Origin of the sequence: Agrococcus sp. TF02-05, from assembly GCF_017565345.1 — a bacterium.
Classification (GTDB): Bacteria; Actinomycetota; Actinomycetes; order Actinomycetales; family Microbacteriaceae; genus Agrococcus; species Agrococcus pavilionensis.
In genome coordinates, this window is sequence record NZ_JAGEKO010000003.1 from 68,491 (window position 1) to 95,168 (window position 26,678).

Sequence of the window (26,678 nt, forward strand, 5' to 3'; positions counted from 1 at the left end):
AACACGGCGAGACTACCGAGGGAGATAGCAGGTGAAGTAGCTCGATGTTCTGCCGCGCTCGCCGCCCCGGTGTCGCAGCTGTCGTACGAGGGGCAGCTGCGCTCGCTCGCACGCACGCGGCCGCGCGCTCGAAGGGGTGACGGCTGGTCTGCACGCGGTGCCTGTGCATCACGCAGGGAACGCGACCGCCTCACGCAAGGAGGCAGCGGCGGTCGTCGCGCTCGTGTCACAGCACCTCGGGCTCACCTGGACGCCCGGCGAGGGCCAGCCGTCGCGACCTCTGCTCCAGTCCGACGTGATCGTAATCACGCCTTACAACGCACGGGTGGAATCCGTGCGGCGCGCGTTGGACGCACGAGGGTTGACGGACGTGCCGGTCGGCACGGTCGACAAGTTCCAGGGCCGTGAGAAGGTCGTCGCTATCGTCAGCCTCGGCGCCTCGGACGCGACCGAGGCACCGCGCGGCATCGACTTCCTCCTGAACCGCAACCGCCTCAACGTCTCAGTCTCGCGGGCGAGGTGGGCAGCCTCGCCTTGTCCACTCCCCGCCCTTGCGGACCACCTGCCGCGCACGCTGGAGGGGCTGGCGACGCTGAGCCGGTTCACGAGCCCGGTGTGCGCGGGATCTTAGCGGGCGGCTGCGACCGGACTCGCGCTCGGCCCGGCCGAGACCGACGATGAATGCAGCGCCAGCGCCAAGCGTCGAACCTCTGCGTCGAGAGCCGCGGGGGCGCCGCTCACGTCGACGGCGTGAACGATGACACGCTTACGGGCAACGCCGATGCGCAACTCAACCGTCTCCACCTCCCGGGCGACGTAGATGAGGTGAGCAGCCTCAAGGCCTGCGGCCGTCGCGTAGGCGAGCGCCTGATAGATGTCAGCATTCGGCGGCGAGGCCGAAGTGTCACCGTGCCGCTTGTACTTCGTGTCGGCGACCCCGACGACTCGACCCTCCCGCTTCAGGACGATGTCCGGTCGCATCCTCACTCGGCCTTCGTCGTCGAGCCGCCAACGGCTCGCCTGCAACTGCACCGAGATCTCGGTCGGCTGCAGGTGGTCGCGGAGCCGATGACCTATGAACGACTCGAAGAGCGCCGCCGGCTCGACGACGAAGGCGCCTCCCGCGCGCCGACCAGCCGAACGCGTCCATGACGCGGACCGTAAGATCCACTCTGCGATTCGCAGGGCTGACTCGTAGTGCGCTGTGCGCCGATCCGGGACCACATTGTCCGCCAGCGCCGCCCTGGGCGACAAAGCGGTCACCGAGGCGAAATCGACGAGCGCCGCGCGCAGTCGACGTTGCAGCGCCGGAGGCAAACCGGCGAACCGTGCTGCGACGCGCAAGGCAGCTGCGAGGATACGGTTCTCGAGGACGTCCTCGGTGAAGTCATCGAATCGGATCTCGGCGGGCAAGAGCCTACCGGGCCGGCGTCTGATCTGATGCACCACATCCCACCGACCACGAAGGACGGTGGATGACTCTTCAGTGCCTCTGTAGCCCTTCACCAAGCCGCCCCGCGTCGCGTGAGCGACCGCCTCGAGGAGCGCGGCGGCGAAGGCACTCGGTATAGCGACATCGGAATCAACGGCGATGTGGGTCCCCGCTAGCGCGAGCTGAGCGTGACCAGCCGATGCCATGTACACCAGCGAGCGGATCGGCACTTTCGGAATGAACTCCACGATCTGGCCGCCGAGATCGACGATCCCGACACGTCGCACATCGCTGATGTGCCAGACGCCCGATTCCAGCGTGGGCGTGAGTGCACAGACGTCGAGCGACTGAAGGAGGGCGGCCTCTGTCGGAGCAAGGCGCACCGATGTCGTTCCCAGTTCCGAGACGCGCACGTGCGGCGACTGGGGTGACGTTCGAGTAATCACTCCACCTCGACCGCCCCGCGGCTCCCGTCACTGGGCGGTTCTGAAGTTCGCTGACGCAGCTGCGCCAGTAGCACCTCCAGACCGAACGTTGCACTCACGTCGATCCCCGTACCGAGGTGGCGATCTTCCAGCAAGGGCAAGATGCTCTCGTTCCACACGGACCTGAGCCTGCTTGGCGTGATCGGCTCTTCGAGCAGCAGGTGGCTCGGGCCGATCCGATCTTCGCGGTCGCCGATCGATGCGTTGAGCTCGTCGAAGAGCTGCGCGATCGGCTGTTCCTGGGGATACCGCTGTTGCCAGCGATGGAGGATGCCGTGCAGTGGGGCAACGTCTGGATGCAACTCGAAGAATGAGAACCGGCGCCGCATCGCGGAGTCGAGCAGCGCGATCGACCGATCGGCCGTGTTCATCGTGCCAATGATCAGCACGTTCGGGGGCAGCTGGAACGTCGATCCCCCGCTGTCGCCGGAACCGGCGTACAGCACGTCGATCGGGTCATCGCGGTACTCGAGCAGATAGTAGAGCTCGCCGAACACCTTCGAGAGATTCGCTCGGTTGATCTCGTCGATTAGCAGTACATGCGCAAGCTCGGGGTTCCGTCTCGCGTCGTCAGCGATTCGCCGGAGTGGACCCAGCGAGAGCTCGAATCGCAACTGCCCGTGCGCGTCCGCGACCGGACGATAGCCGGCGAAGAAGTCCTCATATGTGTACGACGGATGGAACTGGATACGCTTCGTTGTCTGGGTGTCGCCGATCGCGTCCGCGAGCGCACGAGCGACGAAGGTCTTGCCTGTGCCGGGCGGGCCGTAGAGGATCACCTGACCGCGACGGTGCAGCGCGTCGAGCACCGAATCGAACCAGACAGCGTCGAGTTCGAGCCGTTGCGCGAGCGCCGCAGTGTCGATGTCGCGCGGCGCGAACCCTCGCGCGTCGAACTTGATGGGCTCAGCTTCCAGATCGCGCACCGGTTCGTCCGGGTCGGTCGGAACCGGTGCTTCTCTGGGTTGCCATCTGTCAAGCAAAGGAGAGGAATAGAAGTTGATCGGGCTGTGCTCCTTCACCTGCAGCGCCCGGACGATCGCGAACAGATCCTGGTCGAGGTCGCCTGTCGCATCGCCACCGAGCTCGCCGATGAACGCCGTCACTATTCGCTCGCGATGCTGTTCGGAGACCACGGGGCCGAAGTACGACGGATGCACCAGGTATAGCAACGCGTACCGCTGCGTCGGGAAGGCATCACCGGTGACCGCACGCACTATGTCCCGGAACGCGATCGGCTCGGCGAGCGCTTGCTCTCGTTGCTCCTCAGTCAGCGCAACCCAACTCATGGCAAAGTCGAGAAGGAAGGTGACGGCCTTATTCACGCCGGAACTCATCGCTGGCCCGGGATTGAAGGACCCGCCGCCAAACGCCTCGTCGATCATCCGGGGCAGCTCGACCGGATGGGACATGAACTGCAGGACCGCATCGACGCGCTTGCGCTTCTTCGCATGCCCCATTCCAGAGATCGGGAGCATCTGAAGCGTCACGACCTCCGCCATGAGGAGCTTCATGTCGTCGGTGGCGTCGGCGAGCTGCATTTCGAGGTTCTGCACGAAGTCCCGATCCGGAGTACGTTCCGAGGCCGCCCACAGACGGTGGAGATGTTCTACATTGGCGCGCGACCATACGGTTCGACCATCGCCGAACGCCGATCCGCCTTGCCGCAAAGCTCGATCGACGAACATGTCGGCCGCGGCAAGCACGCGACGCTCGGCGGCCTCCGCTGTAACCCAGTGCACGGGGTAGCCTTCGGCCTGGGCCTCCCGAAGTTTGGCGCGTTGGGCGGCGTAGCGGCGCTGCGCTTCCGCGAAGAGCTCGTCGTCCTCGAACTCCGCCAACGCTGCCAGGCCCGCGGGTGTCACCGCCCAATGGCCTGCCCCGCCAGGACGCTTGCGCAGCCAGCCGGCTACGACCAAGTCAGAACTTGCGAACCGGAAGTCGGTCTCTCCGCGCGGTCTCCCGCTCGAGTTAAGCTCCTGCTCATACGGCGTCAACGGCAGGCGCGCGAGCACCGCGTTCCAGATCTCCGGCAGCGGGATCCAATCACCGTGCGGAGCTCGATCAGCAAGGACCTCGAGGGTCGCCCTCGCTCGCGCCGCTCGCAGAACGTCGTTGACCATGCACTCTCCTGACTCCTCCGTCGATTTGAGTGTATGAGCGAGATCGGCGACAGTCACCACATCGCGACGCTCTGTGACTGTCTGGTGCGAAACCTCTACCTGAGTTGCACGTGATTCTGGTACTCGAAGTGCGTCTTCACCGTCTTAGTGACATCCACATTCTCGACCTTGCCGGACCCAGGAATGAATCCGGCGAACCCGGCGGCCCTCTGTCCGACCTGAGCGGCGGGGTAGACGATCTTGAGGACAGCGTCGTTGCTTGAGTGGTAACAGTAGATCAAGCCGTCGACGGCGGCCGTCAGGCCCTCCCAGTTCCTCTTCGCCCCCATCGCTGGACCGAGAAGATGAACTGTCTGAATACGAGGGCCGCCCGGCTTTGTACCGAGCGTTTCAGCTGCGACGGCCATCACGCGGGCACCGAGACTGTGTCCGATCAATACGTACTCCTTTGCGTCGGTTCTCGCCAGCAGATCTCCAACGACAACCCCGGTCTTGTCAGCGCGAGTCTTGGCAACGTGCCAGGGGTTCCGCGCAAGATCCGCGACCACGAGTGCTGGCCCGACCACGTTTCCGAGCAGACGCGCACCGGCCTTGGTCGCCGCCGCAGCCGCGGCCCTCGTCAGAGCCGTGAGCCCCACTGAGCTCAATGTGCCGGCTGAAGTGAACCCGAAGTGCCGCAGCTCCTTCGACCCCCAGCGAACCCTGTACACCGGAGAGTCCGGATAACGCGCGTCGACCATCGATTTCCAGCCGCCCCATCGCTCTCCGTCGCCCTCACTCAGGAAGCCATTCGCGACGAGCACAGGCACGCCGCCCGACCCAGGTCGCAGCAACTCGATCCTGAAGGACTTGTCCTCCTGCAGGTATGCATTCGCGACGGACGCGCCGAGTGCGCCGCCGACCGCGCCACCGACGGCCGTTAGCACCGCGGTGCCCCCGGCCATGCCCAAGCCCCCCGCCGCTATCGACCCCCCTCCCAGCAGCGCGAGACCATGCGCCGAAGCTGCCGCGCCAGAGAATCCGCCGAACATACCGAGTGACCCGATCGCGCCACCGATGGCTGGCGCTGCAGCGAGCCCGACGGGGACCCCGATGCCGACAGCGGCTACTGCGAGCGCAGCTGCGATCTTCGATGCCCTGTCGAGATCGGGTTCCTCATACTTGAGGAATTCCTCGTACTCATGCAACTCCCCGATCGCGCCATGCGCCTTCTCGAAACCGGGGATGTCGTGACGATGCTCAGCACAGAACATTGGGATCCGGACCGCACCTGGTCCGCGCACGGCCATGTGCCGGCACCCGATGGCAACGCAAGGCAGGGTAGGAGAGCCGCAGCCTCTGCATACATACACATGCATCTGGCCTGCAGGACGGTTCGACTTTCGATGCTCCGTCTTGAAGAAGCACGAAGAACACCAGCCCTGCTTAACATCGAGCAAGGAGACATCATCGGCTACATCCGCGATCCACTGGGCTTGCCGCGCGAACGCATCGGCCTGCTTCTGCGCTAGTTTGCGCAGTTCATCGGCATGTTCGAGTGCCGCCCGCTGCGCTTTCGGGTCGGCGTGGCGCAGTGCTTCAACGCTAGAGATCGCCCGCGCCGTGTACCAGGTCTTGGCGTGCGCCCAGAGATTGCTGTGCAGAGCACGATTCTCCGCCAACGCGCCGCCCTCATCCGCCGCTGGCTGGGTGTCAGCGAGTTCCCCACTGAGGGAAAGCGTCGCTCCCTGATCTGAGGTAATCGCGACGCGAAGACGTTCGCCTTCGTGAAGGTGAACATGGATTGACCTCGGCACGGATCGATCTTGGCACGGTCGGGGCGCCGGCCCCGTCAGCGGTCGTGCATCGCTTCGCCGCAGGTCGAGACGCCCAGCCGCTCGGCTGCCTCCGGCTGAACCCAGACGTAGTCGGTCGCGAGCGCGTGGCTCAGCGGCGAAGGGCAGCTAACCGTCGACTGCGGCATGCCCCGCAGCGGGTGCCGCTTCGGGCACCACCGCCCGATCGAACCGCAGGCCCTACGCGAGCACCTTCGAGATCGATGCAACTTAGACGACGCGCTTCGGGTCGAGCCTCGCGCAGCGACGTCAGCCAGCGCGGCTGGAACGCGAGCATGCCGCAGGGGTCGTCCTCGATGATCTGGACGCTCGCGGCACGTCAGCGCGCGGGTGGCGCCACCGACTGACGCTCGATGAGGTGCTGCTTCAGCACCCGCGTCACCGGCGGGCGGCCGTCGCCGCGCACGCGACGGATGAGCAGCTCCGCCGCCTCCGCGCCGATCTCGTGGATCGGCTGCGCCATCACCGTGATGCCCGGCGTTGCGACGCCCGTCCAATCGGCGTCGTCGAACGCGACGAGCGAGAGATCGCGCGGGATCTGCAGGCCGAGCTCTCGCGCAGCGCGGAAGACGCCGAGCGCGATGAGGCTGTCGGAGGCGACGATCGCGGTCACCGGGTCGTCGCTCGTGAGCAGCCGCGTCGCCATCCGCTCGACGCCCTCGCGGCGCGCGTTGAGGTGCACGTGCTGCTCGGGGTGCTCGATGCCGCCCGCGGTCAGCGCATCGAGGAAGCCCTCGACGCGCTCCGCGACCGACGACGTCGGCAGCACAGCTGACCGGTCGAAGTCGGTCGGATGCGTCGTGGTCGAGATGAACGCGATCCGGCGGTGCCCCGCGTCGACGAGCAGCGAGGTCAGCTCGCGCGCGCCGCTCCGGTTCGCGGCGATGACGCTGTCTGCCTCGACGCCCTGCGCCGTGCGGTCGAAGAGCACGAGTGGCCGTCCCGCGTCGACGACGGAGCGCAGGTTCTCGGTCTCGACCGATGATGCGGCAGCGACGAGCAGTCCGTCGACGCGCTTCGCCAGTTGGACGCCGATCGCCTTCGCCTCCGTCTCGAGGTCCTCGTCGGAGTTCGAGAGGATCAGGTCGAAGCCGGCCGCGGCGGCGACGTCGGCCGCGCCACGCGTCGCCTGCGCGAAGAACGGGTTCTCGATGTCGCCGACGACGATGCCGAGCGTGTTCGAACGGCCCGTGCTCATCGTGCGAGCGAGCGCGTTCGGGCGGTATCCGAGCCGATCCGCAGCGCCGAGCACGCGGTCGCGCACGGCATCGCTCACCGCGCCGTAGTCGCCGAGCGCGCGGGCGGCGGTCGCCTTCGACACGCCGGCCGCGACCGCGACGTCGCTGACCGTGACCTCGCGCCGCCCGTTGCCCGTGGTTGCCGGTTCGCTCACCGCTCCTCCGATTCGCATGTTGACGTCTCGCCGTGTCGTGCCGTACTGTCCCAGCAAACGGGTTGAGACCGGTCTCAACATAACCGAGTGAGACCGGTCTCAGCAACGGGACCGACAGCATCCGATGCAGCACCAACGGCGTTGCACCATCGAGAGGATCACCATGAAGCTCCGCCCCACCCACCGCCGCACGGCGATCGCCGCCGTCGCCGCGGCCGCAGCGCTCGCGCTCGCGGCCTGCTCGGGAGGCTCGCCGAGCGCCTCCGAGTCCGCGACCGAGGACAACCCCTACGGCCTGATCACGCCCGGCCAGATCCGAGTCGCGAGCCTCGGCGACGCCCGCCCCTACACGTTCACCGACGAGTCGGGCGAGTTCACCGGCTTCGACGTCGAGCTCTTCACCGACGTGGCCGAGCGCATCGGCGTCGAGGACGTCGTCTTCACCGGCCAGGACTTCTCGGGGCTGCTCGCCGCGGTCGCGAACGGCCAGTTCGACGTCGGCGTCGCGGCGATCGGCATCACCGAGGAGCGCCAGCAGACCGTCGACTTCAGCGACGGCTACCTCGCCGGCTACCTGACCGTCATGGCGAACCCCGACGCTGGCATCGAGGACGAGGCCGACCTCGCGGGCATGCGCCTCGGCGTCGTGCAGGGCACGCTGCAGGAGGCGTACGCGGTCGAGCACTTCACCGACACCGAGCTCGTGCGCTTCCCCGACAACAACGCCGCGATCTCTGCAGTCAACAGCGGCGCGATCAACGCGCACTTCCTCGATTACGAGGCGGCGAAGGAGTACGCCGAGCAGTACGGGCTCGAGAACGCGATCGACATCCCGTCGTTCGACGCTCCCGCCGGCTTCGCGATCGCGAAGAACAAGCCCGAGTTCCAGGCCGCGCTCAACGAGGCGCTCGCCGCCGCGATGGAGGACGGCACCTGGAAGGAGCTCTACGAGAAGTGGTTCCCGGGCTCCCCGATGCCCGAGCAGTACCTCCCGTCGAGCGAGCAGTCGGAGTAATCGAAGCATCGGTGCCTGGCGCGGCGTGACCGCGTCGCGCCGGGCACCACCGAGCAACGGAGCACACCATGGACTGGCTCGACAACCTCATCAAGACCTTCCTCGACTTCGAGGCCATGTGGCTGGTCCTCCCCCAGCTGCTGGGCGTCGGACTCGTCAACACCCTCGTCATCTCGCTCGCGGCGACCGCCATCGGCGTCGTGCTCGGCATGGTCGTGGCGATCATGGGCATCTCGCCGTCGAAGTGGCTGCGGGTCCCCGCCCGCGTCTACACCGACATCTTCCGCGGCCTGCCCGCGATCCTGACGATCCTGCTCATCGGCCAGGGCTTCGCCCGCATCAGCCAGCAGATCTTCGGCCCCTCCCCCTATCCGCTCGGCATCCTCGCGCTGAGCCTCATCGCGAGCGCCTACATCGGCGAGATCTTCCGCGCCGGCATCCAGAGCGTCGACCGCGGGCAGCTCGAGGCCTGCCGCGCCCTCGGCATGAGCTACGGCCGCGCGATGCGCCTCGTCGTCGTGCCCCAGGGCATCCGCCGTGTCCTGCCCGCGCTCGTGAACCAGTTCATCGCGATCGTGAAGGACTCGAGCCTCGTCTACTTCCTCGGCCTGCTCGTCACCGAGCGCGAGCTGTTCCGCGTCGGCCAGGACGCCGCCGTGCTGACGGGCAACCTGTCGCCGCTCGTGCTCGCGGGCGTCTTCTACCTCGTGATCACGGTGCCGCTCACGCACCTCGTGAACTACTTCGACGACCGCTTCCGCACGGGCCGCCGCAAGCCCGCACCGCCGAAGAGCGGACTCGACGAGCTCGAGGAGCTCACGCCCACGCCGGCCCTCACCCACGGGAGCAACACGTGACCTACACCACCCCCGTCCCCATCACCGACGGACACTTCTACGCCGGCTCGAGCCTCGAGCTGCGCGACCTGACCATGGCCTACGGCGACATCGAGGTGCTCCGCGAGGTGAGCCTCGAGGTCGCGCCCGGCACGACGACGTGCATCATCGGCCCTTCCGGCTCGGGCAAGTCGACGCTGCTGCGCGGCGTCAACCGGCTGCACGAGCCGAAGTCGGGCGACGTGCTGCTCGCGGGCGAGAGCGTGCTGACCCAGAAGCCGGATGCGGTGCGCAAGCGCATCGGCCTCGTCTTCCAGCACTTCAACCTCTTCCCCGACCACACCGCGCTCGAGAACGTCGCGCTCGCCGTGCGGCACGTCAAGGGCCTCTCGAAGGCCGAGGCGCGGCGCGTCGCCGAGGCGCGGCTCGAGGAGGTCGGGCTCGCCGAGCGCGCCGACCACCGGCCGCGCGACCTCTCGGGCGGCCAGCAGCAGCGCGTGGCGATCGCCCGCGCGCTCGCGATGGAGCCCGAGGTCATGCTCTTCGACGAGGCCACGAGCGCGCTCGACCCCGAGCTCGTCAAGGGCGTGCTCAACCTCATGGCGCAGCTCGCGCAGCGCGGCATGACCATGCTCGTCGTCACTCACGAGATGGGCTTCGCCCGCAAGGTCGCCGACCAGGTCGTCTTCATGGACGAGGGCCGCGTCGTCGAGGCAGGCGCCCCGAGCGACCTCTTCGAGCACCCGAAGAGCCCGCGCCTCCAGCGCTTCCTCTCGGAGGTGCTGTGATGCCGGCGAGCGCGCCTTCGCCGATCCGCACGGCGGTCGTCGGCTACGGCACCTCCGGCCGCATCTTCCACGCGCCGTTCCTCGCGGCCGATCCCGACTACTCGCTCGACGTCATCGTGACGGCGAACGACGACCGGCGCGCGGCGGCGGATGCGCAGCACCCGGGCGCGCGCGTCGTGCCGACACCGGATGCGCTGTGGGCGCAGGCGGGCGAGCTCGACCTCGTCGTGATCGGCTCCCCGAGCGGCACGCACGCCGAGCTCGCGTCGGCGGCGCTCGAGGCCGGCCTCGACGTCGTCGTCGACAAGCCGTTCGCGACGACCGCGGAGGAGGGCGAGGCGCTCATCGCGCAGGCCGAGCGCCTCGGCCGGCGCATCACCGTCTACCAGAACCGCCGTTGGGACGGCGACTTCCAGACGCTCCGCCAGCTCATCGGGCAGGGCGCGCTCGGCGAGGTGCGGCGCTTCGAGTCGCGGTTCGAGTGGTGGCAGCCCGAGCCGCGCGCCGGCTGGAAGTCGGAGGCGACCGTCGGCGAAGCGGGCGGCATCCTGTACGACCTCGGCACCCACCTCATCGACCAGGCGATGCAGCTCTTCGGCGCCGTCGACGAGCTCCACGCGGAGGTGTTCCGCCGCCGCGCGGGCGCGGCCGCCGACGACGACGTGTTCCTCGCGCTGCAGCACGAGTCGGGCGTCGTGTCGCACCTCTCGATGAACGCGATCGCGCCGACCTTCGGGCCGCGCTTCCACGTGCTCGGCGCTCGCGCCGCCTACACCTCGTGGGGACTCGACGGCCAGGAGCCCGCGCTGCTCGCCGGCGCGCGCCCCGGCGGCGACGGCTTCGGCGAGACGCCCGAGGAGCGCTGGGGCGTCGTCGGCACCGGCGACGACACCCGCCGCGTGCCGACGCTGCGCGGCGACTACGGCGCCTTCTACCGCGGCCTCGCCGAGGCGCTCCGCACCGGCGGGCCGCTGCCCGTCGACCCGGCCGACGCCGTCGCCGCCCTCCGCGTCATCGAGCGGGCGCACGCCGCCTCGGCCGCCCTGCTCTGACCTCCCTCTCACCAGAAAGCGAAGCATCCGCATGACCACCTCCCCCTCCCACGTCGCCGTCCTCGGCGGCGGCATCCTCGGCGTCTCGACCGCCGCGCACCTCGCGCGTGCCGGCGCATCCGTCACGCTCGTGACCTCCGGCGCCCTCGCCGACGGCGCATCCGGCCGCTCGATCGCGTGGCTCAACTCCTCCGGCGACCGCTCGGCCGCCTACCACTACCTGCGCCTCATCGCCCTCGACCGCTACCGCACCTGGAGCGCGCGCCACCCCGAGAGCAGCTCGTACCTGCGCTTCGACGGCGCGCTGAAGTGGGGCAGCGCTGACGAGAGCTTCGCGCAGACGTTCGCCTTCGAGCGGGCGGGCGGCTACGACGCGATCTGGGTCGACCGCGACGACGTCGCGGCGATCGCTCCCGACGTGGACCCGGATGCGGTGGCCGACGAGGGCGCGATCTTCAACCCGGGCGAGGGCTGGGTGAACATGCCCGACCTCATCGCCGCGCTCGTCGACGAGGCCGTCGCGAACGGCGCCCGGCTCATCGAGCAGGCCGGCGATGCCCGCGTCGACGTGCAGGACGGCGCAGCCGTCGGCGTCGTGCTCGGCGACGGGACCCGGATCGCCGCAGACCGGGTCGTGCTCGCGACCGGCGGCTCGGTGCCGGCGCACCTCGCGGCGCTCGACGTCGTCGTGCCCGATGCGACGCCCACCGCGTTCGTGCTCATCACGGAGCCGGTCGAGCAGGAGGTGCGGACGGTGCTCAACACCCCGCGCGTCGCGGTGCGGCCGATGCCCGACGGCCGCCTCGTGCTCGACGCCGATTGGGCCGAGAAGTCGATCATCGTCGGCGACGACGGCGAGATCACCGTGCCCGACGCGTCCGTGCGGGGACTGCTCGAGGAGGGCTCGAAGGTGCTCGCGGGCAACCCGAAGCTCACCGCGCAGCGAGTCGCGGCGGGGCTCAAGCCGATCCCGGGCGACGGCGAGCCGGTCGCGGGCCGCGTGCCATCGATCGACGGGCTCTACACGCTCTTCACGCACTCGGGCGCGACGCTCGGCCTCATCCTGGGCGAGCTGCTCGCGGAGGAGATCGTCACGGGCACGCCGTCGCCGGTGCTCGCGCCGTTCACGCTCGACCGGTTCAGCGGCGAGCAGCAGCGCGACGAGGTCGGCACGGGGGCGTGGGCGCCGGTGCGCTGACGACCGTCGCCTCATGTGAGGAGCCCGGGTTGGACATCGTCCGACCCGGGCTCCTCACTTCGTACAGACCCTGGGCGCGTCAGCCGTCGACGCGCTGCGAGAACCCCAGAGGGTTCTCGTCGCGCAGCGCCTCGGGCAGCAGCGCCGCCGGGAAGTTCTGGAACGCGACGGGGCGCAGGAACCGTGTCACGGATGCGGTGCCGACGGCGGTCGTCGTCGGCGCGGTCGTCGCCGGGTACGGTCCGCCGTGCTGCTGCGCGAACGTGACCGAGACGCCCGTGGGCCACTGGTTCCACAGCACCCGGCCGGCCCGGTCGACGAGCGCGGGCACGAGGCCGCGGGCGATCTCGAGGTCGGCCGCGTCGTCCTCGTCGGCGACGATCGTCGCCGTGAGCTGGCCCTCGAGGCCGCGCGCGACCCGCTCGAGCTCGGATGCGTCGGTGTAGGTGACGACGAGGCCTGCCGGGCCGAAGACCTCGCGCACGAGCGCCTCCGGGTCGTCGAGCACCGCGTCGATCGTCGTGAGCAGCAGCGTCGCCTCGGGCGGCGACTGGCGGCTCGCCTCGCCCTCGCGCAGCACGGAGACGTCGGCGCGGCCCGTCATCTCCTCGAGCCCCGCGACGAAGCCCTCCTGGATGCGGTCGTTGAGCAACGGCGCGGGAGCCGGCACGGCCGCGCCGCGCAGTGCATCCACGATCCCCGACTCCGCCGGCACGAACAGCACGCCCGGCTTGGTGCAGAGCTGGCCCTGGCTGCCCGTGACCGACGCGAGGTACTCCTCCGCGATCTGCTGCGCGCGGCGCGACGCGGCGCCGGGCGCGACGAACGCCGGGTTCACGCTGCCGAGCTCGCCGTAGAAGGGGATCGGCTCGGGGCGAGCGTTCGCGATGTCGAACAGCGCGCGGCCGCCGCCGATCGAACCCGTGAACGACGCGGCCTTGATCGCCGGGTGCTTGAGCGCCTCGACGCCGTGCTGGGTGCCGTGGATGACGAGCACCAGATCGGCGGGCGCGCCGGCCTCGACTGCGGCCTCGCGGATGACCGCGACCGTCGCGTCGGAGACGCGCGGGTGACCCGAGTGCGCCTTCACGAGCACCGCGTTGCCCGCCGCGAGCGCCGCTGCCGTGTCGCCGCCGGCGACCGAGAACGCGAACGGGAAGTTGCTCGCGGCGAAGTTGAGCACCGGGCCGATCGGCACGAGCATGCGGCGCAGGTCGGGTCGCGGGGCGCCCATCGGCCACTCCGGGTCGGGCCGGTCGATGCGCACGTCGAGGAAGTCGCCGCGCTCGACCTCGTCGGCGAACAGGCGCAGCTGGAAGGTGGTGCGCTTGAGCTCGCCCTTCAGGCGGCCCTCGGCGAGCGCCGTCTCCTCCTGCGCGATCGCGATGAGCTCAGCACCGGCCGCGTCGAGCGCGTCAGCGATGGCGCGCATCACGCGAGCGCGCTCCGCGTAGGGCGTCGCGGCCCAGACGGCGGATGCGTCGGCGACCCTGAGGACGGCCTCGTCGGTCGTGCGTGCGATCGTCGTGGTCTCGGTCATCGGATCCTCCAGTCGTCGGCAGGGCACGGGGACTGCACCGCGCCGTCCCCCATTGAAACCGCCGCGCGGCTAGAGTGATGCCATGAGTTCCGATGAACGGAACGCTCCGCGCTCGATGATCGGCCGTGTCGCCGCCGTGCTCGGCGCGTTCAGCGGCGAGCGCCCGGTGCTCGGGGTCAACGACATCGCGCGCTCCGCGGGGCTCGCGAAGTCGGTCACGTCGCGCATCGTCAGCGAGCTCGTCGCCGTCGACTTCCTCGAGCGCGCCGACAACGGCGTGCGGGTGGGCATCCGGATGTTCGAGCTCGGCGAGCTCGCGCAGCGCTCGAAGGAGCTGCGGCAGCTCGCGCTCGCGGCGATGGCCGACCTCCGGCAAGCGACCGGCATGACGGTGCAGCTGAGCGTGCTGAAGAGCCCCGATCAGGTGTACGTCGAGATCCTGCGCGGCCGCGACGCCGACATGCCCATCCGCTCGCGGATAGGCGGGCGAGTGCCCGCCTACGCGACCGCCGGCGGCAAGGCCGTGCTCGCCCACTCGACGGACGAGGTCGTCGCCGGCGCGACGCCCCAGCTCTTCGAGCAGCTCGGCCCCGGCACCGTCACCGATGAGGCGGCGCTGCGCCGCCAGCTCGACGCGGTGCGGGCCAACGGCTTCTCACACGAGGTCGAGGAGTCGAACCCCGGCGTCGAGTGCGTCGCGTGCCCGCTGCTGCGAGCCGACGGTACGCCGATCGCGGCGATCTCGATCTCCGGCCCCGCGCACCGCGCGAACATGCTCCAGTACGCACCCGCCGTCCGCATCACGGCCCTCGGCCTCAACCGACGCATCCGCGCCAACTCCGCCTTCAGCTCGCTGTAACCCGCTCCGCTGACCGGAACGCGGTTTGCGCCGCACCGGCACCGCGGCCCTACGTTGAGCGACGTCGTCAGACATCGACTGCTGCGCACGGCTGCGCACAGGGCCGTCCATCGGCATCGATGCGCAGCGACCGATCAACGAGGAGGCGCCGCGTGAAGGCGATGGTGATGCACGAGACAGGTGCTCCGCTCGTGCTCGAGGAGCTCGAGCTCGACCAGCCCGGTCCCGGCGAGGTGCGCGTGCGCATCGAGGCGGCCGGGGTCTGCCACAGCGACGTCCACTACATCTCCGGCGGCCTCGCCGCCCGCACGCCGATCGTGCTCGGCCACGAGGGCGCGGGCATCGTCGAGGAGGTCGGCGACGGCGTGAGCGGCTTCCGGCCCGGCGACAAGGTCGTGCTCATGTGGCGCCCGCGCTGCGGCGAGTGCGAGTTCTGCCTCACCGGGCAGCCGGCGCAGTGCGCGCTCGGCAAGGTGCACGGCCAGACGAACGGCCTGCTGCGCGGCGGCACGCGCCTCAGCAAGGACGGCGTGCGCTACCACCACCTCATGGGCGACGCCTGCTTCGCCGAGCACGCGGTCGTCTCGCAGGAGTCGCTCATCGCGATCGACAGCGACATCCCGTCGGAGATCGCCGCGATCGTCGGCTGCGCCGTCATCACCGGCATGGGCACCGTGCTCAACAAGATGCCCGACCTGACCGGCAAGTCGGTCGCGATCATCGGCGCGGGCGGCGTCGGCCTCTCCGCCGTCATCGCCGCGCAGCTCGTCGGCGCGGCGCAGATCATCGTCTCGGACGTCGTCGCCGCGCGCCTCGAGAAGGCGCGCGAGCTCGGCGCGACGCACACGATCGACTCGTCGACCGAGGACTTCACCGACCGAGTGCTCGAGATCACCGGCACGGGCGTGCACTACGTGCTCGAGGCCATCGGCCGCCCCGCGACCATCCGCGCGGGCTTCGAGGCGCTCCGCCCCGGCGGCACCGAGGTGATCGTCGGGCTCGGCGCCGTGGGCGAGGAGCTCTCGATCCCGATCAACCTGCTCGTGCAGGGCGACCGCAAGGTCGTCGGCGCGCTCTACGGCTCGTCGAACACGCCCGTGCAGCTGCCCGAGATCCTGCGCCTCTACCGCGCCGGCCGACTGCCGCTCGAGAAGCTGCTCGACCAGTCGTTCCCGCTCGAGGACGCCAACGAGGCGATCGAGCACCTGCGCACCGGCGCGGTCGGTCGCCCCATCCTCGTGCCCTGACCCCCTTCCCCCTTCCCCCTTCACCTGCATCAACGCATCCGCTTTGCTTATCAAAGGAGAGAGCATGACCGCCATCGACGACAAGCCGCCGACGACGCCTGACATCGTCGTCTCGGCCAAGGACCGCCGCCGCGCCCTGTGGGGCAGCGCCGTCGGCTCGACCATCGAGTGGTACGACTACTTCCTGTACGGGACGATGGCCACGGCCGTCTTCAACCTCCACTTCTTCCCGAGCGAGGATCCGGTCGTGAGCTCGATGCTCGCGTTCGCCTCGTTCGCGCTCGCGTTCCTCGTGCGCCCGCTCGGCGGCGTGATCTTCAGCCACGTCGGCGACCGCATCGGCCGGAAGAAGACGCTCGTCATCACGCTGACCCTCATGGGCGTCGCGACGATGCTCATGGGTGTGCTGCCCGACTACGCCGCGATCGGCGTCGCCGCGCCCATCCTGCTGACGCTCCTGCGCCTCGTGCAGGGCCTCGCCCTCGGTGGCGAGTGGGGCGGTGGCCTGCTGCTCGCCGTCGAGTACGCGCCGAAGAACCGCCGCGGCTTCTATGGCGCCGTGCCGCAGATCGGCGCGCTCGCCGGCCTCGCGCTCGGCAACATCGTGACGATCGGCGCTCGCGCGATCTTCCCGGAGGAGGCGTTCGAGTCGTTCGGCTGGCGCATCCCGTTCCTGCTCTCGGGCGTGCTGCTCGTCGTGGGCCTCTGGATCCGCTCGAAGATCGACGAGACGCCCTCGTTCCGCAAGGTGAAGGCTGAGGGCACGACGCAGCGCCTGCCGATCGCCACGGTGCTCAAGAAGTACTGGCGCGAGGTCGTCATCTCGACCGGTGCCAAGTTCGTCGAGACCGCCACGTTCTTCATCTTCGCGACGTTCTCGATCTCCTACGCCACGAGCTTCGGCTACGACTTCGGCGCGGTGCTCGCGTTCCTGCTCGTCGGCGCGATCCTCGGCATCGGCGGCATGCTGTTCTACGGCGGGCTCTCCGACCGCATCGGGCGCAAGAAGGTCTTCCTCGGCGGCTCCGTCGCGGTGGCGATCTTCATCTTCCCGTACCTCGCGATGCTCTCGAGCGGCAACCTGTGGCTCGCAGGCCTCGCGATCATCCTGTCGTTCGCGGTCATCTGGCCGACCTACGGCTCGCTCATCGGCACGGTGCTCGCCGAGAACTTCGCGCCCGAGATCCGCTACACCGGCGCATCGCTCGGCTACCAGCTCGGCGCCGCGATCGTCGGCGGCCCGGCGCCCCTCATCGCGACGGCGCTGCTCGCGGCGTTCATGGGCAGCTGGATCCCGGTGGCGATCTTCGTGGTCGTCTGCGCGCTCGTCGGGTTCGTGTCGGTGTCGTTCGTGAAGGTGCGGCACAACGAAGAGCTCGATGTCTGAGCAGCGCTCCGCTGAGCTGGCCCGGGCGCCCCGCGTGGGCGCCTGGGCCACGCTCGACTCCCCCGTCGCGACCGAGCAGATCGCGCGCACCGGCTTCGACTACGTGTGCGTCGACGGGCAGCACGGGCTGCTCGGCTACGACGCGCAGGTGCGGGCGCTGCTCGCGGTCGCGGCGGGCGGCGCGACGCCGTGGGCGCGCGTGTCGACGAACAGCGCGGCCGAGATCGGGCGCGTGCTCGACGCCGGCGCGCGCGGCGTGATCGTGCCGCTCATCGACACCGCCGACGAGGCGCGCGCGGCTGCGGAGGCGGCTCGCTACCCGACCTCCGGCGGGTGCCGCTCCTACGGGCCGATGCGGCTGGGCCCGCACTTCGGTGCGACGCCGGAGGAGACGGATGCTTCGGTCACCGTGCTCGCGATGATCGAGACGGCATCGGGGCTGGCGGAGCTCGAGGCGATCCTCGACGTCGACGGCATCGACGGCGTGTACGTCGGGCCGTACGACCTCTCGCTCGCGCTCGGCGCGCGAGTGCCGTTCGAGGACGAGATCCTGCCGCGGCTCGATGCCGAGCTCGACCGGGTGGCTGCGGCGTGCCGCGAGCGCGGCAAGATCGCCGGTGTGCACTGCGCCGACGGCGAGCAGGCAGCGCGACGCATCGAGCAGGGCTTCACGATGGTGACTGCCGCGACCGATGTGGCGTCACTCCGGGCAGACATGCAGGCGCAGCTCGGCGCGGCGACCGGCGCACAGCTCGAAGCATCGCGAGCGTACTGACGCGCGGTCGGACGTCAGGAAGGGCGGGCTCCTCGGAGCCCGCCCTTCCTCGTCTCAGTCCAGCGCCCCGTCCCCGGAGTAGCCGACGACCTCTCGGCTCTCGAGCATCGGGATGATCTGCATCCTGCCGATCGACGCGAAGTGCGCGCTCTCACGGTGCGCGGCGAACGCATCCGCGTCGTCGTAGACCTCGACAATCGTGAAGACGTTCGGGCGCTCGAGATCGCGCGCGATCGAGTAGGAGATGTTGCCCGGCTCCTGTCGACTCTCGGCCGCGAGCGTCGGCAGCAGCTGCGCGACGCGGTCGGCGGCATCGGGCTTGGCGGTGTAGGTCGCGATCGCGACGAAGTGCTCAGTCATGGTGATTCCTCTCGACCGGTGCAGTTCCAACAACACTCCTCGGGGCGTCAGGCCGCGAGCCCGCCCCCGCAGTCGCGGCAGGTCGCCGCGACCGGCACCACCATGAAGCAGTGCGGGCAGGTGGTCTCGCGCATGCCGCTCGCGGCTGGCGCTGCCTTTGGCGCGGCCGCGCGAGTGCGGGCCGGGCCCTCGGCACGCGCCGGGCGAGCGGTGCTGGCGGGCAGCGGCGCGAGCAGCGTCGGGGCGCCGCCGTCGTCCGGCATCGCGGCGCCGAAGAACCGGTAGCACTCGAGCCGATCCTGGGCGGCGACGCGCTCGCGCGTGGGCGCATCAGTGCCGGCCGGCACTCCGGCGTAGTCCTCCGCGACGCGGCGCTCGGCCGTGACGCACAGCGACGTGAGCCGGGGCTCTCCGCGCCGCTCCGCATCCGTCGCCACCGCGCCGAGCACGCGCGGGACCCACTCCTCCGGCGGCTGGTTCGTCGTGATGCCGGCGCGAGCCTGGACGCGACCGCTCAGCGCCTCGAACGACAGCCACGCCCCGTACTCGCCGGCGGTCTCGATGAGCGCGTCGCGCGCGGCGGGCCACCACCGCCGGATGGCGTCGGCTTGCGAGACGTACTTCCCGTTGGCGAGCTCTGGCATCCCTCAACCGTATCGACGGCGGCTGGGCAGGCGCGCCGCGGCGGAAGCTACCTACCGATGATCGGCGGGGCGACGCGCGGCGCCTCCGCTCGGCGGCGCGCGACGGCGATCATCCACTCGACGACGAGCGCGAGCCAGCCCCCGAGCCAGGCGATCGCGGCGAGTGCGGCGACGCCGTTCGAGATGTCGTTCATGGGCGAGCCGCTCCCCGTCTGGCCGACGACGAGGCCGAGCGTCGATGCCACCGACTCGCTCGTGTCACCGCCGTCGACCACCGTGAAGCCGACCACCATGACGGCCACCGAGGTGAGCCACGCCCAGATGATCGCGCGCGTGCGGTGGCCGGGTGCGCGCAGCGCCCCTCGCCGGCGCAGCATGCTGACCGCCGCGGTGATGACGGCCGCGTAGCCGAGCAGCCAGATCGGGAACGAGAAGACCATCCCGACGAGCAGCCAGCCGCCCGTCGGCAGCTTGAGCGCGATCGCGACGAGCGGCGCGACGATGGCGACCCAGCCGGCGACGACGAGCGGGACGTCCGAACGGGGTGCAGGGCTGCCGGATGCGTGCATGGGGAAAGCGTGCCGCATCCGTGCCGCTCGTGGCGCATCCGGCACCGACGTGCGCAGGCATCGCTCTAGAGTGCGAAGGGAGAGGCGGCCTCAAGGGCTGTCGGAACGATCGAGGAGGGTGTGCGTGGCACGAGCCGGCATTCGCGATCGGTGGCGCGAACTGAACGCCGCTCGCCCCGGACCCGGACCGCTCGCAGTGTGGGCGCTCGCACTCGGCCTCGGTGCGGGGCTCGGCCTCATCACGGGCGTCGGCAACGGCGCGCTCATCCGCGCCGACGCGCCCGCCCGGTCGGATGTCGCCGCGAGCGCCGCGGCGGTCGCATGGGCGGAGCGCACCTTCCCGACGTTCGAGCCGGTCACCGTGCACGGGCGAGGGGATGCGGACGTCGAGCTGCCCGCGCACGCCGGGATCATCTCGGCGACCTATCGCGGCGACGACGACTTCAACGTCGTCGTGGTAGATCGCTTCGACCGGATGACCGACGTCGACTACGCGGTGAGCACCGTCGGCGCCTACCGCGGCCACACCGCGTTCGGCTACGACTCGAGCGACGCAGTCGCCCTGCGCGTGACCGCCGACGACGGCGCGTCGTGGAACCTGACCATCTCGCCCATCGCCTCCGCGCCCGGGTTCACGAGCGCAGGCACGGGCGACGCCGTCCTCCTCCACGAGGGCGAGCCCGCGACGATGACCGCGATGCACGGCGGCGAGAGACCCATCCTCATCACGGAGCTGACGGGAGACGCGGATGCGACGTCGACGTCGCTGCTCTTCAACGAGTCGGCGGTCTCTGGCGAGCCGGCGCGACTCGGCGCCGGACCATCCCTCGTCGTCGTCGAGGCGGTGGGCGACTGGAGCCTGACGATCGACTGAGCAGTAGGACTCGTGCCGCGCTCACGCGGCGTCCAGGGTTCCGGGGGACGCTGGAGCGCGGACAGCACGTGCACCGCGACCGGAGGCGACCATGAACGACGCAGCGCGACCCGACGCATCCGCCGACGCCCACGGCAACCTCTCGACCTACCTGAACGAGCACCTGCTCGCCTCGGAGGGCGGCGTGAAGGCGTTCCGCGCGGCGGCGAAGACGTTCGAGGGCACGCCGCACGAGCAGGTGCTCGTCGCGCTCGCCGAGGAGGTCGACCGCGACCGGCGGGATCTCGCGAAGATCATCCAGCAGCTCGGGTACCGGCCGAAGGGCTGGAAGCGGGCGCTCACGCTGCTGCTGCGCGCGGGCGGGAGCGTCAACCCGGTCAACCTGCTGCGCATGCGGCGCAGCTCGATGACGCAGCTCGAGCTCGACTTCCTCACCGGCGCGGTGCGCGGCAAGCTCTCGATGTGGCAGGCGCTCATCGAGCTGTCGGCCTCGGACTCGCGGTTCGATCGGGCGCTGCTCGACGACCTCGTGCGGCGGGCCGAGCACCAGATCGCCGAGGTGCAGCGGATCAGCCACGAGACGGTGCGGGAGCGGTTCGCGTAGCGCCGGGCTGAGCGCAGCGCCCCGGCGACAGGCCGCGTCGCGTGCGCCAGGCGGCTGGCGCGCGTCCATAGGGTGGCGGGATCGGGCAGTCCCGAGCCTCCCAGCGGCTCGACGGCGCCCTCGAACGGAGACCTCCATGCCGCCAGCGCCTCGAGTCGTGCGCTCGCGGTCGGCTCGGGCGCGCGTCGGCACTGCTGTCGCGCTCATCGGGACGGTGCTGCTGGGCGGGTGCAGTGCGGCTGGCGCGATCACCGGGGAACCGCCGGTTCGTGAGAGCGTGCGGCCGGCTCCCTCGATCGCGCCGACCACTGCGGCGTCCGCGACGCCGACCACGCCAGCGGAGCAGGGCGAGCTGCAGGTCACCGCGGCGACGCTCGAGGTGATCGACGAGTCGGCCGCGATCCCCCCGTACCGGCGCACCGACTTTGGCGACGGATGGGTCGACGTCGACGGCAACGGATGCTCGACCCGGCAGGACATCCTGCAGCGCGACCTCGAGGGCGAGACGCTCGCGAATGACGGCTGCACGGTGCTGACCGGCACGCTCCGCGTCGAGCCGTACACGGGCGCCACGCTCCAGTTCGCGCACGATCGCATCGGCGGCGACAGCCAAGCCGTGCAGATCGACCACATCATCAGCCTCTCGGCCGCGCACCGCGGGGGCGCGTGGGCGTGGAGCTACGAGGAGCGCGTCGTGTTCGCGAACGATCCGGCGACGCTGCTCGCGGTCGACGGCCCGACGAACTCGGCCAAGGGCGATCGTGGACCGGGCGACTGGATGCCGGAGGATCCGGGCTTCTGGTGCGAGTACGCGGGTCGCTACACGCAGATCGCGCACGACTACGCGCTGGCGGTCGCGAGCGAGGACAAGCGGATGCTCGTCGACGTGCTGGAGGCGTGCGGCTGAGGCTTGGTCTCGATACGCGCGCTTCGCGGGCTACTCGACCAGCGGTCGGGCCGGGTGGCGGGCTGAGGCGGCATGCGGGTTGCGGGCGTAAGGTGCCCGCGCAAGGCTTGCTGCGTGCCCGGCCGGGCCGACGCATCCGCCCGCCACGATCTCGGGAGGCCGCATGACCAGCGCTGTCGTCGTGGGCGCGGGGCCGAACGGCCTCACCGCCGCCGCCGTGCTCGCGCGCGCGGGACTCGAGGTGACCGTGCTCGAGCGCGCCGAGAGGATCGGCGGCGCCAGCGCGTCGATGCCGGCGTTCGGCGACCAGGCGATCATCGATCCCGGCGCATCGGGGCACCCGTTCGGCGTCACGAGCCCGGCCTTCCGCTCGCTCGGGCTCGAGCAGCACGGGCTCGAGTGGGTGCACGCCGACTACCCGATGGCGCATCCGCTGCCGGGCGGGCGCGCGGCGATCCTGCACCGCGACGCGGAGCAGACCGCGCGCGAGCTCGGCGTCGACGCGAAGGCGTGGCTGCGGATGCACGCCCCGGCGACCGAGGACCCGAACGCGACCGCCGAGGCCATCCTCGGGCCGCTGCTGCGGTGGCCGAAGGACCCGGTGCTGCTCGCGCGCTTCGGGCTGCGCGGCGCGTGGCCGGCGACGCTGCTCGCCCGCACGGTCTTCCGCTCCGGCGCGGCGCAAGCGCTGTTCGCCGGCTCGGTGACGCACGCGACGCTGCCGCTCGGGCATCCGCTCACGAGCGCGTTCGGGGTCGCGTTCGGCGGCGTCGGGCACTCGGCGGGATGGCCGTTCGCGAGGGGCGGGTCGCAGTCGATCGCGGATGCCCTGGGTCGCGTCGTCGAGGCGCACGGCGGCCGGATCGAGACCGGCGTCGACGTGACCGACCTGCGCGAGCTGCCGCCGGCCGACCTCGTGCTGCTCGACCTCACGCCGCGGCAGCTGCTGCGCGTCGCGCACGGCCGGATCGAGGGGCTCTACGCGAAGCGGATGGAGCGCTGGAAGTACGGCCCCGCGGTCTCGAAGCTCGACCTGCTGCTCGACGGGCCGGTGCCGTGGGAGGACGAGCGGGTCGGCCGGGCGGGCACCGTGCACTTGAGCGGCACGCTCGCAGAGATCGCGCACGCCGAGCGCGAGGTCGCGCTCGGCCGCATGCCCGAGCGCCCGTTCGTGCTCGCGACCCAGCCGAGCGTCGCCGACCCCGAGCGCGCGCCCGCCGGGCGGCACACGCTGTGGGCCTACGCGCACGTGCCGCACGGGTGGCCGGGTCACGCATCCGACGCCATCGAGGCGCAGATCGAGCGCTTCGCCCCCGGCTTCCGCGACCGGATCCTCGAGCGGCGGCCGATGACGCCCGCGGCGCTCGAGCTGTGGAACCCGAACCTCGTCGGCGGTTCGATCGGCGGTGGCACGCTCGCCGGCACGCAGCAGCTCGCGCGGCCGGTGCTCGCGAACCCCTACCGGGTGCCGATGCCGGGCCGGATCTTCCTGTGCTCGTCGTCGGTGCCGCCGGGCGGCGGCGTGCATGGCATGAGCGGCTGGCACGCGGCGCACGCGGCGCTCAAGGAGATCGGCGTGCACGAGAGCTGAGCGACGGGGCGGCTGCGTCCCCCACCGTCACTAGATTGACGAGCGTGAACCCGTCCCCCTCTCCCAGCTGGCAGTTCGACCTCTTCGGCTGGCTCGCCGGCGCTGCAGGCTCAGTGTTCGTGGCGCTGCTCATCGGTCTCGGTCTGTCGTTCCTCGGGATGCTCGCCACCTACTGGCTCATCCGCCTCGCCGTGCGCCACGGCACGATGGACACCGCACGCTGGCAGGCCGCGACGATGGCGCATCGCAGCGCCGAGGTCACGCCCGTCGTGGCGAGCGCATCGGCACCCGCACCGCGTGCCCGACCGCGAGCGCGCCGCGATCACGGCGTGCCGGTGCCGCCTCGGAGCACGATGGAGTGGTGACTGGGCTGACTCCCGCGTCGCCAGCGAGACTCTGAGCGGCGGCCACTTGTAGCGGCGCCTCCCGCTCACGACAGTGGTCTCGATACGCCCGGCTGCGCCGGGCTACTCGACCAGCGGAGGGGGTGAACCATGGAGTGGCTCAGCTGGCTCGACGCCCCGCACGCCGAGCTCGCTCGGCAGGTGCTGCAGCGCGGCACCGCCGCGATCTTCGCGATCGCGTTCCTCTCGACGCTGCTCCAGTTCCCCGCGCTGCTCGGGGAGCGCGGCCTCCAGCCCGCCCCGCGCTACATCGCCGCCGGCGGACTCGAGGGCGTCCCCAGCATCTTCCGGTGGCGCTACTCCGACCGGATGCTGCGCATCCTCTGCCTCGTCTGCATCGCGATCGCGCTCGCCCTCGTGACCGGCTTCCTGCAGTCGGGGCCGCCGTGGGCGCCGATGCTCGCGTTCCTCGCGCTCTGGATCGTCTACCTCTCGATCCTGCCGATCGGGCAGACGTTCTACGGCTTCGGCTGGGAGCTGCTGCTGTGCGAAGCGGGGTTCCTCGTCGCGTTCCTCGGGTCCGACGACCACGCTCCACCGGCGCTCACGCTGCTGCTCATCGTGTGGCTCGTGTTCCGGCTCGAGTTCGGCGCGGGCATGATCAAGCTGCGCGGCGGCAGCGAGTGGCGCGACCTCACGGCGCTCATGTACCACCATGAGACCCAGCCGATGCCGGGCCCGCTCAGCCGCCTGGCGCACCTGGCCCCCGCCTGGTGGCACAAGCTCGAGGTGCTCGGCAACCACGTCGCGCAGCTGATCGCGCCGTGGGTGCTCGCGGTCGCGTTCGTCGGCGCCACGGCAGCCGGCGCGATCGGCCGCGAGGGACCGGCGGCGGGCATCTCGCTCGCGTTCGCCGCAGTCGCGACCGCCGCGGCGGCGGTCATGATCCTCACGCAGGGCTGGCTCGTCATCACCGGCAACTTCGCTTGGCTCAACTGGATCACGATCGTGCTCGGCTTCGCCGCCGTCGACGATCGCGTGGTCGCGTGGCTCGCGCCCGCCTGGCCGTCGACGGGCGACTACGAGCCGACGCCCGTGTGGTTCGGCATCCTCACCATCGTCCTCTTCGTCGGCTACGCGTGGCTGTCGATCCCCTCGGTGCGCAACCTCTTCTCGCGCCGCCAGCTCATGAACGCGTCGTTCAACCGCTGGCGGCTCGCGAACGCCTACGGCGCCTTCGGCACCGTCACGAAGCAGCGCGACGAGATCGTCATCGAGGGCACGCTCGAGGCCGAGCCGCGGGACGACGACTGGGTCGAGTACGCGTTCAAGGGCAAGCCGGGCGACGTGCGGCGCGTGCCCGGCTGGTTCGCGCCGTACCACTTGCGGCTCGACTGGCTCATGTGGTTCCTCGCGCTCGGGGCGCGCGGACCGTGGTTCCGGATGCTGCTGGTGCGCCTGCTGGAGGCCGACGGGCCGACCCTGCGGCTGCTCGCGAACGATCCGTTCGGCGGACGTCGCCCCGCCTGGGTGCGAGCGCGCGTCTACCGCTACCGGTTCGCGACGCGGGAGGAGAAGCGCGCGACGGGACAGGTGTGGATGCGCGAGGGAGGCGCCGTGCTCGTCGCGCCCATGCAAGGCTCGGCGGTCGACGACTAGTGAGCCATCGCTGCGGCGCTGCGCTTCGCCCGCCGCGCCGCTCCGCGACTGCAGGTATAGGGCGAGTCGCTGGAATCGCGGGCGCAGAGGAGCAACACGCGCAATACCTACCTGTTCGTCCGAAGGCGACCAGGTCGCGGGTTACGGGTTCTGCACCTGCGGCCGGGACGCGGCCTCGCGGTCGATGCGGCTGCGGATCGCGCGCAGCGCGAAGACGACGGCGGCGAGGCCCGACTCCGGGCGAGCGCGGGTGACCGCCTCCTCGTAGAGGGCGTCGATCGCCGTGCCCGACGCATCCGACGCCTGCTCGACGCCGTCGAGCTCCTCCCACGCTCGCAGGTGCGCGGCGAGCGCCTCGACCGCGTCGGCCGCGAGGTGCCGCTCGGCCTCGTCGATGCTCACCTCGACCGGCTGCGCCCACGCGGCGCCCGCGAGTGCGTCGAGCACGTCGATCGAGCGGTGCACGACGGCCCGCAGCGCCGCGACGGCCTGCTCGTCGTGCTCGACGTCGTGGGGACGCAGCTTCGCGCGAGGGTTCAGCCGCCTGCTCTCGCGAGCCTCGCGCACGTCGTCGGCCAGGGCATCCACCCATCCCTCGAGCTCGGGACCCCACGCGGCCCAGTCCTCCCGCTCGGGCGGCCAGTCGCCGCGGAGCGTCTCGGCGAGCTCGTCGAAGCGATCGGCGAGATCGAGCACCGCCGAGTTGATGCGCCGGTGCGCCTCGCGATCGCGCAGCGGCGGACGGGCGAGCGCGTTGATGACGACGCCCACGACGAGGCCGAGCGTGAACTGGCCGACGTAGCCGGTCGCGTAGCCGTCGGGGTCGGCGCCGCCGAAGAGGATGACGAGCACCGCGACCACCGGCACGACGCTCGCGCCGATGCCGAGCGTCGCCGCGCCCTGCAGCACGACGCCGACGGCGCCGATGATGCCGATCTTCGCGAGGGCGGGGATGTCGATCCAGAGCATCGCGAGCCCGAGCGCCGCACCGAGCACGAGGCCGAGAGCCTGCTGCAGCGCCGCCCGCGCGATGGTGAAGAAGGTGGTGCCGACGGTGATGAAGGCGCCGAGCGGAGCGGCGTAGGCGTACTCCGAGAGCCCGCCGGGCAGGATCGAGCCGATGCCGAGCGCGACCATCGCCGCGACCGCCGTGCGCACGGC

Annotated in this window: 26 protein-coding genes; 17 read left to right on the top strand and 9 right to left on the bottom strand. The window is 70.7% G+C overall.

Annotated elements, in window-relative coordinates:
- The first annotated feature begins 163 nt into the window (after nt 1-163).
- A complete protein-coding gene (locus JQT67_RS03735; RefSeq protein WP_208063576.1) occupies nt 164-631 on the top strand; it encodes a C-terminal helicase domain-containing protein in 468 nt (155 codons plus the stop codon).
- Here JQT67_RS03735 and JQT67_RS03740 read toward each other — a convergent pair.
- The 3 genes from JQT67_RS03740 to JQT67_RS03750 form a co-directional block, all read right to left on the bottom strand.
- On the bottom strand, nt 628-1,845 hold the full coding sequence (locus tag JQT67_RS03740) for an McrC family protein (protein ID WP_208063577.1): 1,218 nt from the start codon (nt 1,843-1,845) through the stop codon (nt 628-630). The genes JQT67_RS03735 and JQT67_RS03740 overlap by 4 nt on opposite strands.
- Nucleotides 1,846-1,874: 29 nt before the next feature.
- Complete coding sequence (locus JQT67_RS03745; protein WP_208063578.1) at nt 1,875-4,040, bottom strand: McrB family protein; 2,166 nt, start codon at nt 4,038-4,040, stop codon at nt 1,875-1,877.
- A 95-nt stretch (nt 4,041-4,135) separates the two neighbouring features.
- A complete protein-coding gene (locus tag JQT67_RS03750) occupies nt 4,136-5,227 on the bottom strand; it encodes a DUF726 domain-containing protein (protein WP_208063579.1) in 1,092 nt (363 codons plus the stop codon).
- On the opposite strand from JQT67_RS03750, the gene JQT67_RS03755 reads away from it, so the two are divergent.
- Nucleotides 5,222-5,551, top strand: coding sequence for a hypothetical protein (locus JQT67_RS03755; RefSeq protein ID WP_208063580.1), 330 nt, complete (start codon nt 5,222-5,224; stop codon nt 5,549-5,551). The genes JQT67_RS03750 and JQT67_RS03755 overlap by 6 nt on opposite strands.
- 643 nt (nt 5,552-6,194) lie before the next feature.
- Here the strand turns inward: JQT67_RS03755 and JQT67_RS03760 are convergent.
- The gene (locus JQT67_RS03760; protein ID WP_307864195.1) at nt 6,195-7,268 is read right to left on the bottom strand and encodes a LacI family DNA-binding transcriptional regulator; all 1,074 of its coding nucleotides are present in this window, start codon (nt 7,266-7,268) and stop codon (nt 6,195-6,197) included.
- Between the two features lie 163 nt (nt 7,269-7,431).
- Between JQT67_RS03760 and JQT67_RS03765 the strand changes: the two genes are divergently transcribed.
- The 5 genes from JQT67_RS03765 to JQT67_RS03785 all read left to right on the top strand — a co-directional run bounded on the left by JQT67_RS03765 (nt 7,432) and on the right by JQT67_RS03785 (nt 12,157).
- Complete coding sequence (locus tag JQT67_RS03765) at nt 7,432-8,283, top strand: ABC transporter substrate-binding protein (RefSeq protein WP_208063582.1); 852 nt, start codon at nt 7,432-7,434, stop codon at nt 8,281-8,283.
- 68 nt (nt 8,284-8,351) lie between these two features.
- Complete coding sequence (locus JQT67_RS03770; RefSeq protein WP_208063583.1) at nt 8,352-9,140, top strand: amino acid ABC transporter permease; 789 nt, start codon at nt 8,352-8,354, stop codon at nt 9,138-9,140.
- Entirely contained in the window at nt 9,137-9,907 is a 771-nt protein-coding gene (locus tag JQT67_RS03775; protein WP_307864196.1) for an amino acid ABC transporter ATP-binding protein, read from the top strand. The genes JQT67_RS03770 and JQT67_RS03775 overlap by 4 nt, the downstream gene beginning before the upstream one ends.
- Nucleotides 9,907-10,959, top strand: a complete 1,053-nt coding sequence (locus tag JQT67_RS03780; protein WP_208063584.1) for a Gfo/Idh/MocA family oxidoreductase — start codon at nt 9,907-9,909, stop codon at nt 10,957-10,959. Before JQT67_RS03775 ends, JQT67_RS03780 begins: the two co-directional genes overlap by 1 nt.
- 31 nt (nt 10,960-10,990) lie before the next feature.
- Complete coding sequence (locus JQT67_RS03785; protein ID WP_243755625.1) at nt 10,991-12,157, top strand: FAD-binding oxidoreductase; 1,167 nt, start codon at nt 10,991-10,993, stop codon at nt 12,155-12,157.
- A 79-nt stretch (nt 12,158-12,236) separates the two neighbouring features.
- Here the strand turns inward: JQT67_RS03785 and JQT67_RS03790 are convergent, their stop codons facing one another.
- Nucleotides 12,237-13,697 (bottom strand): aldehyde dehydrogenase (NADP(+)), encoded by a 1,461-nt coding sequence (locus JQT67_RS03790; RefSeq protein WP_208063585.1) that lies wholly within the window; start codon nt 13,695-13,697, stop codon nt 12,237-12,239.
- Between the two features lie 82 nt (nt 13,698-13,779).
- On the opposite strand from JQT67_RS03790, the gene JQT67_RS03795 reads away from it, so the two are divergent.
- From JQT67_RS03795 to JQT67_RS03810, 4 genes are all read left to right on the top strand, one after another.
- Nucleotides 13,780-14,556: an IclR family transcriptional regulator gene (locus tag JQT67_RS03795; RefSeq protein ID WP_031224291.1), complete on the top strand. Its 777-nt coding sequence runs from the start codon at nt 13,780-13,782 to the stop codon at nt 14,554-14,556.
- 161 nt (nt 14,557-14,717) lie between these two features.
- Nucleotides 14,718-15,803: a zinc-binding dehydrogenase gene (locus tag JQT67_RS03800; protein WP_243755653.1), complete on the top strand. Its 1,086-nt coding sequence runs from the start codon at nt 14,718-14,720 to the stop codon at nt 15,801-15,803.
- A 64-nt stretch (nt 15,804-15,867) separates the two neighbouring features.
- On the top strand, nt 15,868-17,190 hold the full coding sequence (locus tag JQT67_RS03805) for an MFS transporter (RefSeq protein WP_021011586.1): 1,323 nt from the start codon (nt 15,868-15,870) through the stop codon (nt 17,188-17,190).
- Nucleotides 17,183-17,965, top strand: coding sequence for an HpcH/HpaI aldolase/citrate lyase family protein (locus tag JQT67_RS03810; protein WP_208063586.1), 783 nt, complete (start codon nt 17,183-17,185; stop codon nt 17,963-17,965). The genes JQT67_RS03805 and JQT67_RS03810 overlap by 8 nt, the downstream gene beginning before the upstream one ends.
- A 54-nt stretch (nt 17,966-18,019) precedes the next feature.
- Here the strand turns inward: JQT67_RS03810 and JQT67_RS03815 are convergent, their stop codons facing one another.
- Genes JQT67_RS03815 through JQT67_RS03825 form a run of 3 tightly spaced genes read right to left on the bottom strand, consistent with a single transcriptional unit; the run spans nt 18,020 to nt 19,538 of the window.
- Nucleotides 18,020-18,325, bottom strand: coding sequence for a putative quinol monooxygenase (locus tag JQT67_RS03815; RefSeq protein ID WP_208063587.1), 306 nt, complete (start codon nt 18,323-18,325; stop codon nt 18,020-18,022).
- A gap of 47 nt (nt 18,326-18,372) precedes the next feature.
- On the bottom strand, nt 18,373-18,969 hold the full coding sequence (locus JQT67_RS03820) for a hypothetical protein (protein WP_208063588.1): 597 nt from the start codon (nt 18,967-18,969) through the stop codon (nt 18,373-18,375).
- Between the two features lie 47 nt (nt 18,970-19,016).
- Nucleotides 19,017-19,538, bottom strand: coding sequence for a hypothetical protein (locus JQT67_RS03825; protein WP_208063589.1), 522 nt, complete (start codon nt 19,536-19,538; stop codon nt 19,017-19,019).
- Between the two features lie 196 nt (nt 19,539-19,734).
- Between JQT67_RS03825 and JQT67_RS03830 the strand changes: the two genes are divergently transcribed.
- The 6 genes from JQT67_RS03830 (at nt 19,735) to JQT67_RS03855 (ending at nt 25,517) form a co-directional block, all read left to right on the top strand.
- The gene (locus JQT67_RS03830) at nt 19,735-20,412 is read left to right on the top strand and encodes a hypothetical protein (protein WP_208063590.1); all 678 of its coding nucleotides are present in this window, start codon (nt 19,735-19,737) and stop codon (nt 20,410-20,412) included.
- 91 nt (nt 20,413-20,503) lie between these two features.
- Complete coding sequence (locus JQT67_RS03835) at nt 20,504-21,016, top strand: hypothetical protein (RefSeq protein WP_208063591.1); 513 nt, start codon at nt 20,504-20,506, stop codon at nt 21,014-21,016.
- Between the two features lie 277 nt (nt 21,017-21,293).
- Nucleotides 21,294-21,923: an HNH endonuclease family protein gene (locus JQT67_RS03840; protein ID WP_307864199.1), complete on the top strand. Its 630-nt coding sequence runs from the start codon at nt 21,294-21,296 to the stop codon at nt 21,921-21,923.
- Nucleotides 21,924-22,086: 163 nt separating this feature from the next.
- Nucleotides 22,087-23,514, top strand: a complete 1,428-nt coding sequence (locus JQT67_RS03845; RefSeq protein WP_208063593.1) for an NAD(P)/FAD-dependent oxidoreductase — start codon at nt 22,087-22,089, stop codon at nt 23,512-23,514.
- Nucleotides 23,515-23,558: 44 nt separating this feature from the next.
- Complete coding sequence (locus JQT67_RS03850; RefSeq protein WP_208063594.1) at nt 23,559-23,879, top strand: hypothetical protein; 321 nt, start codon at nt 23,559-23,561, stop codon at nt 23,877-23,879.
- Between the two features lie 129 nt (nt 23,880-24,008).
- Nucleotides 24,009-25,517, top strand: a complete 1,509-nt coding sequence (locus tag JQT67_RS03855) for a lipase maturation factor family protein (RefSeq protein ID WP_208063595.1) — start codon at nt 24,009-24,011, stop codon at nt 25,515-25,517.
- A gap of 141 nt (nt 25,518-25,658) precedes the next feature.
- Here JQT67_RS03855 and JQT67_RS03860 read toward each other — a convergent pair.
- The coding region (locus tag JQT67_RS03860) for an aromatic acid exporter family protein (RefSeq protein WP_208063596.1) at nt 25,659-26,678 on the bottom strand (1,020 nt) is incomplete at its 5' end.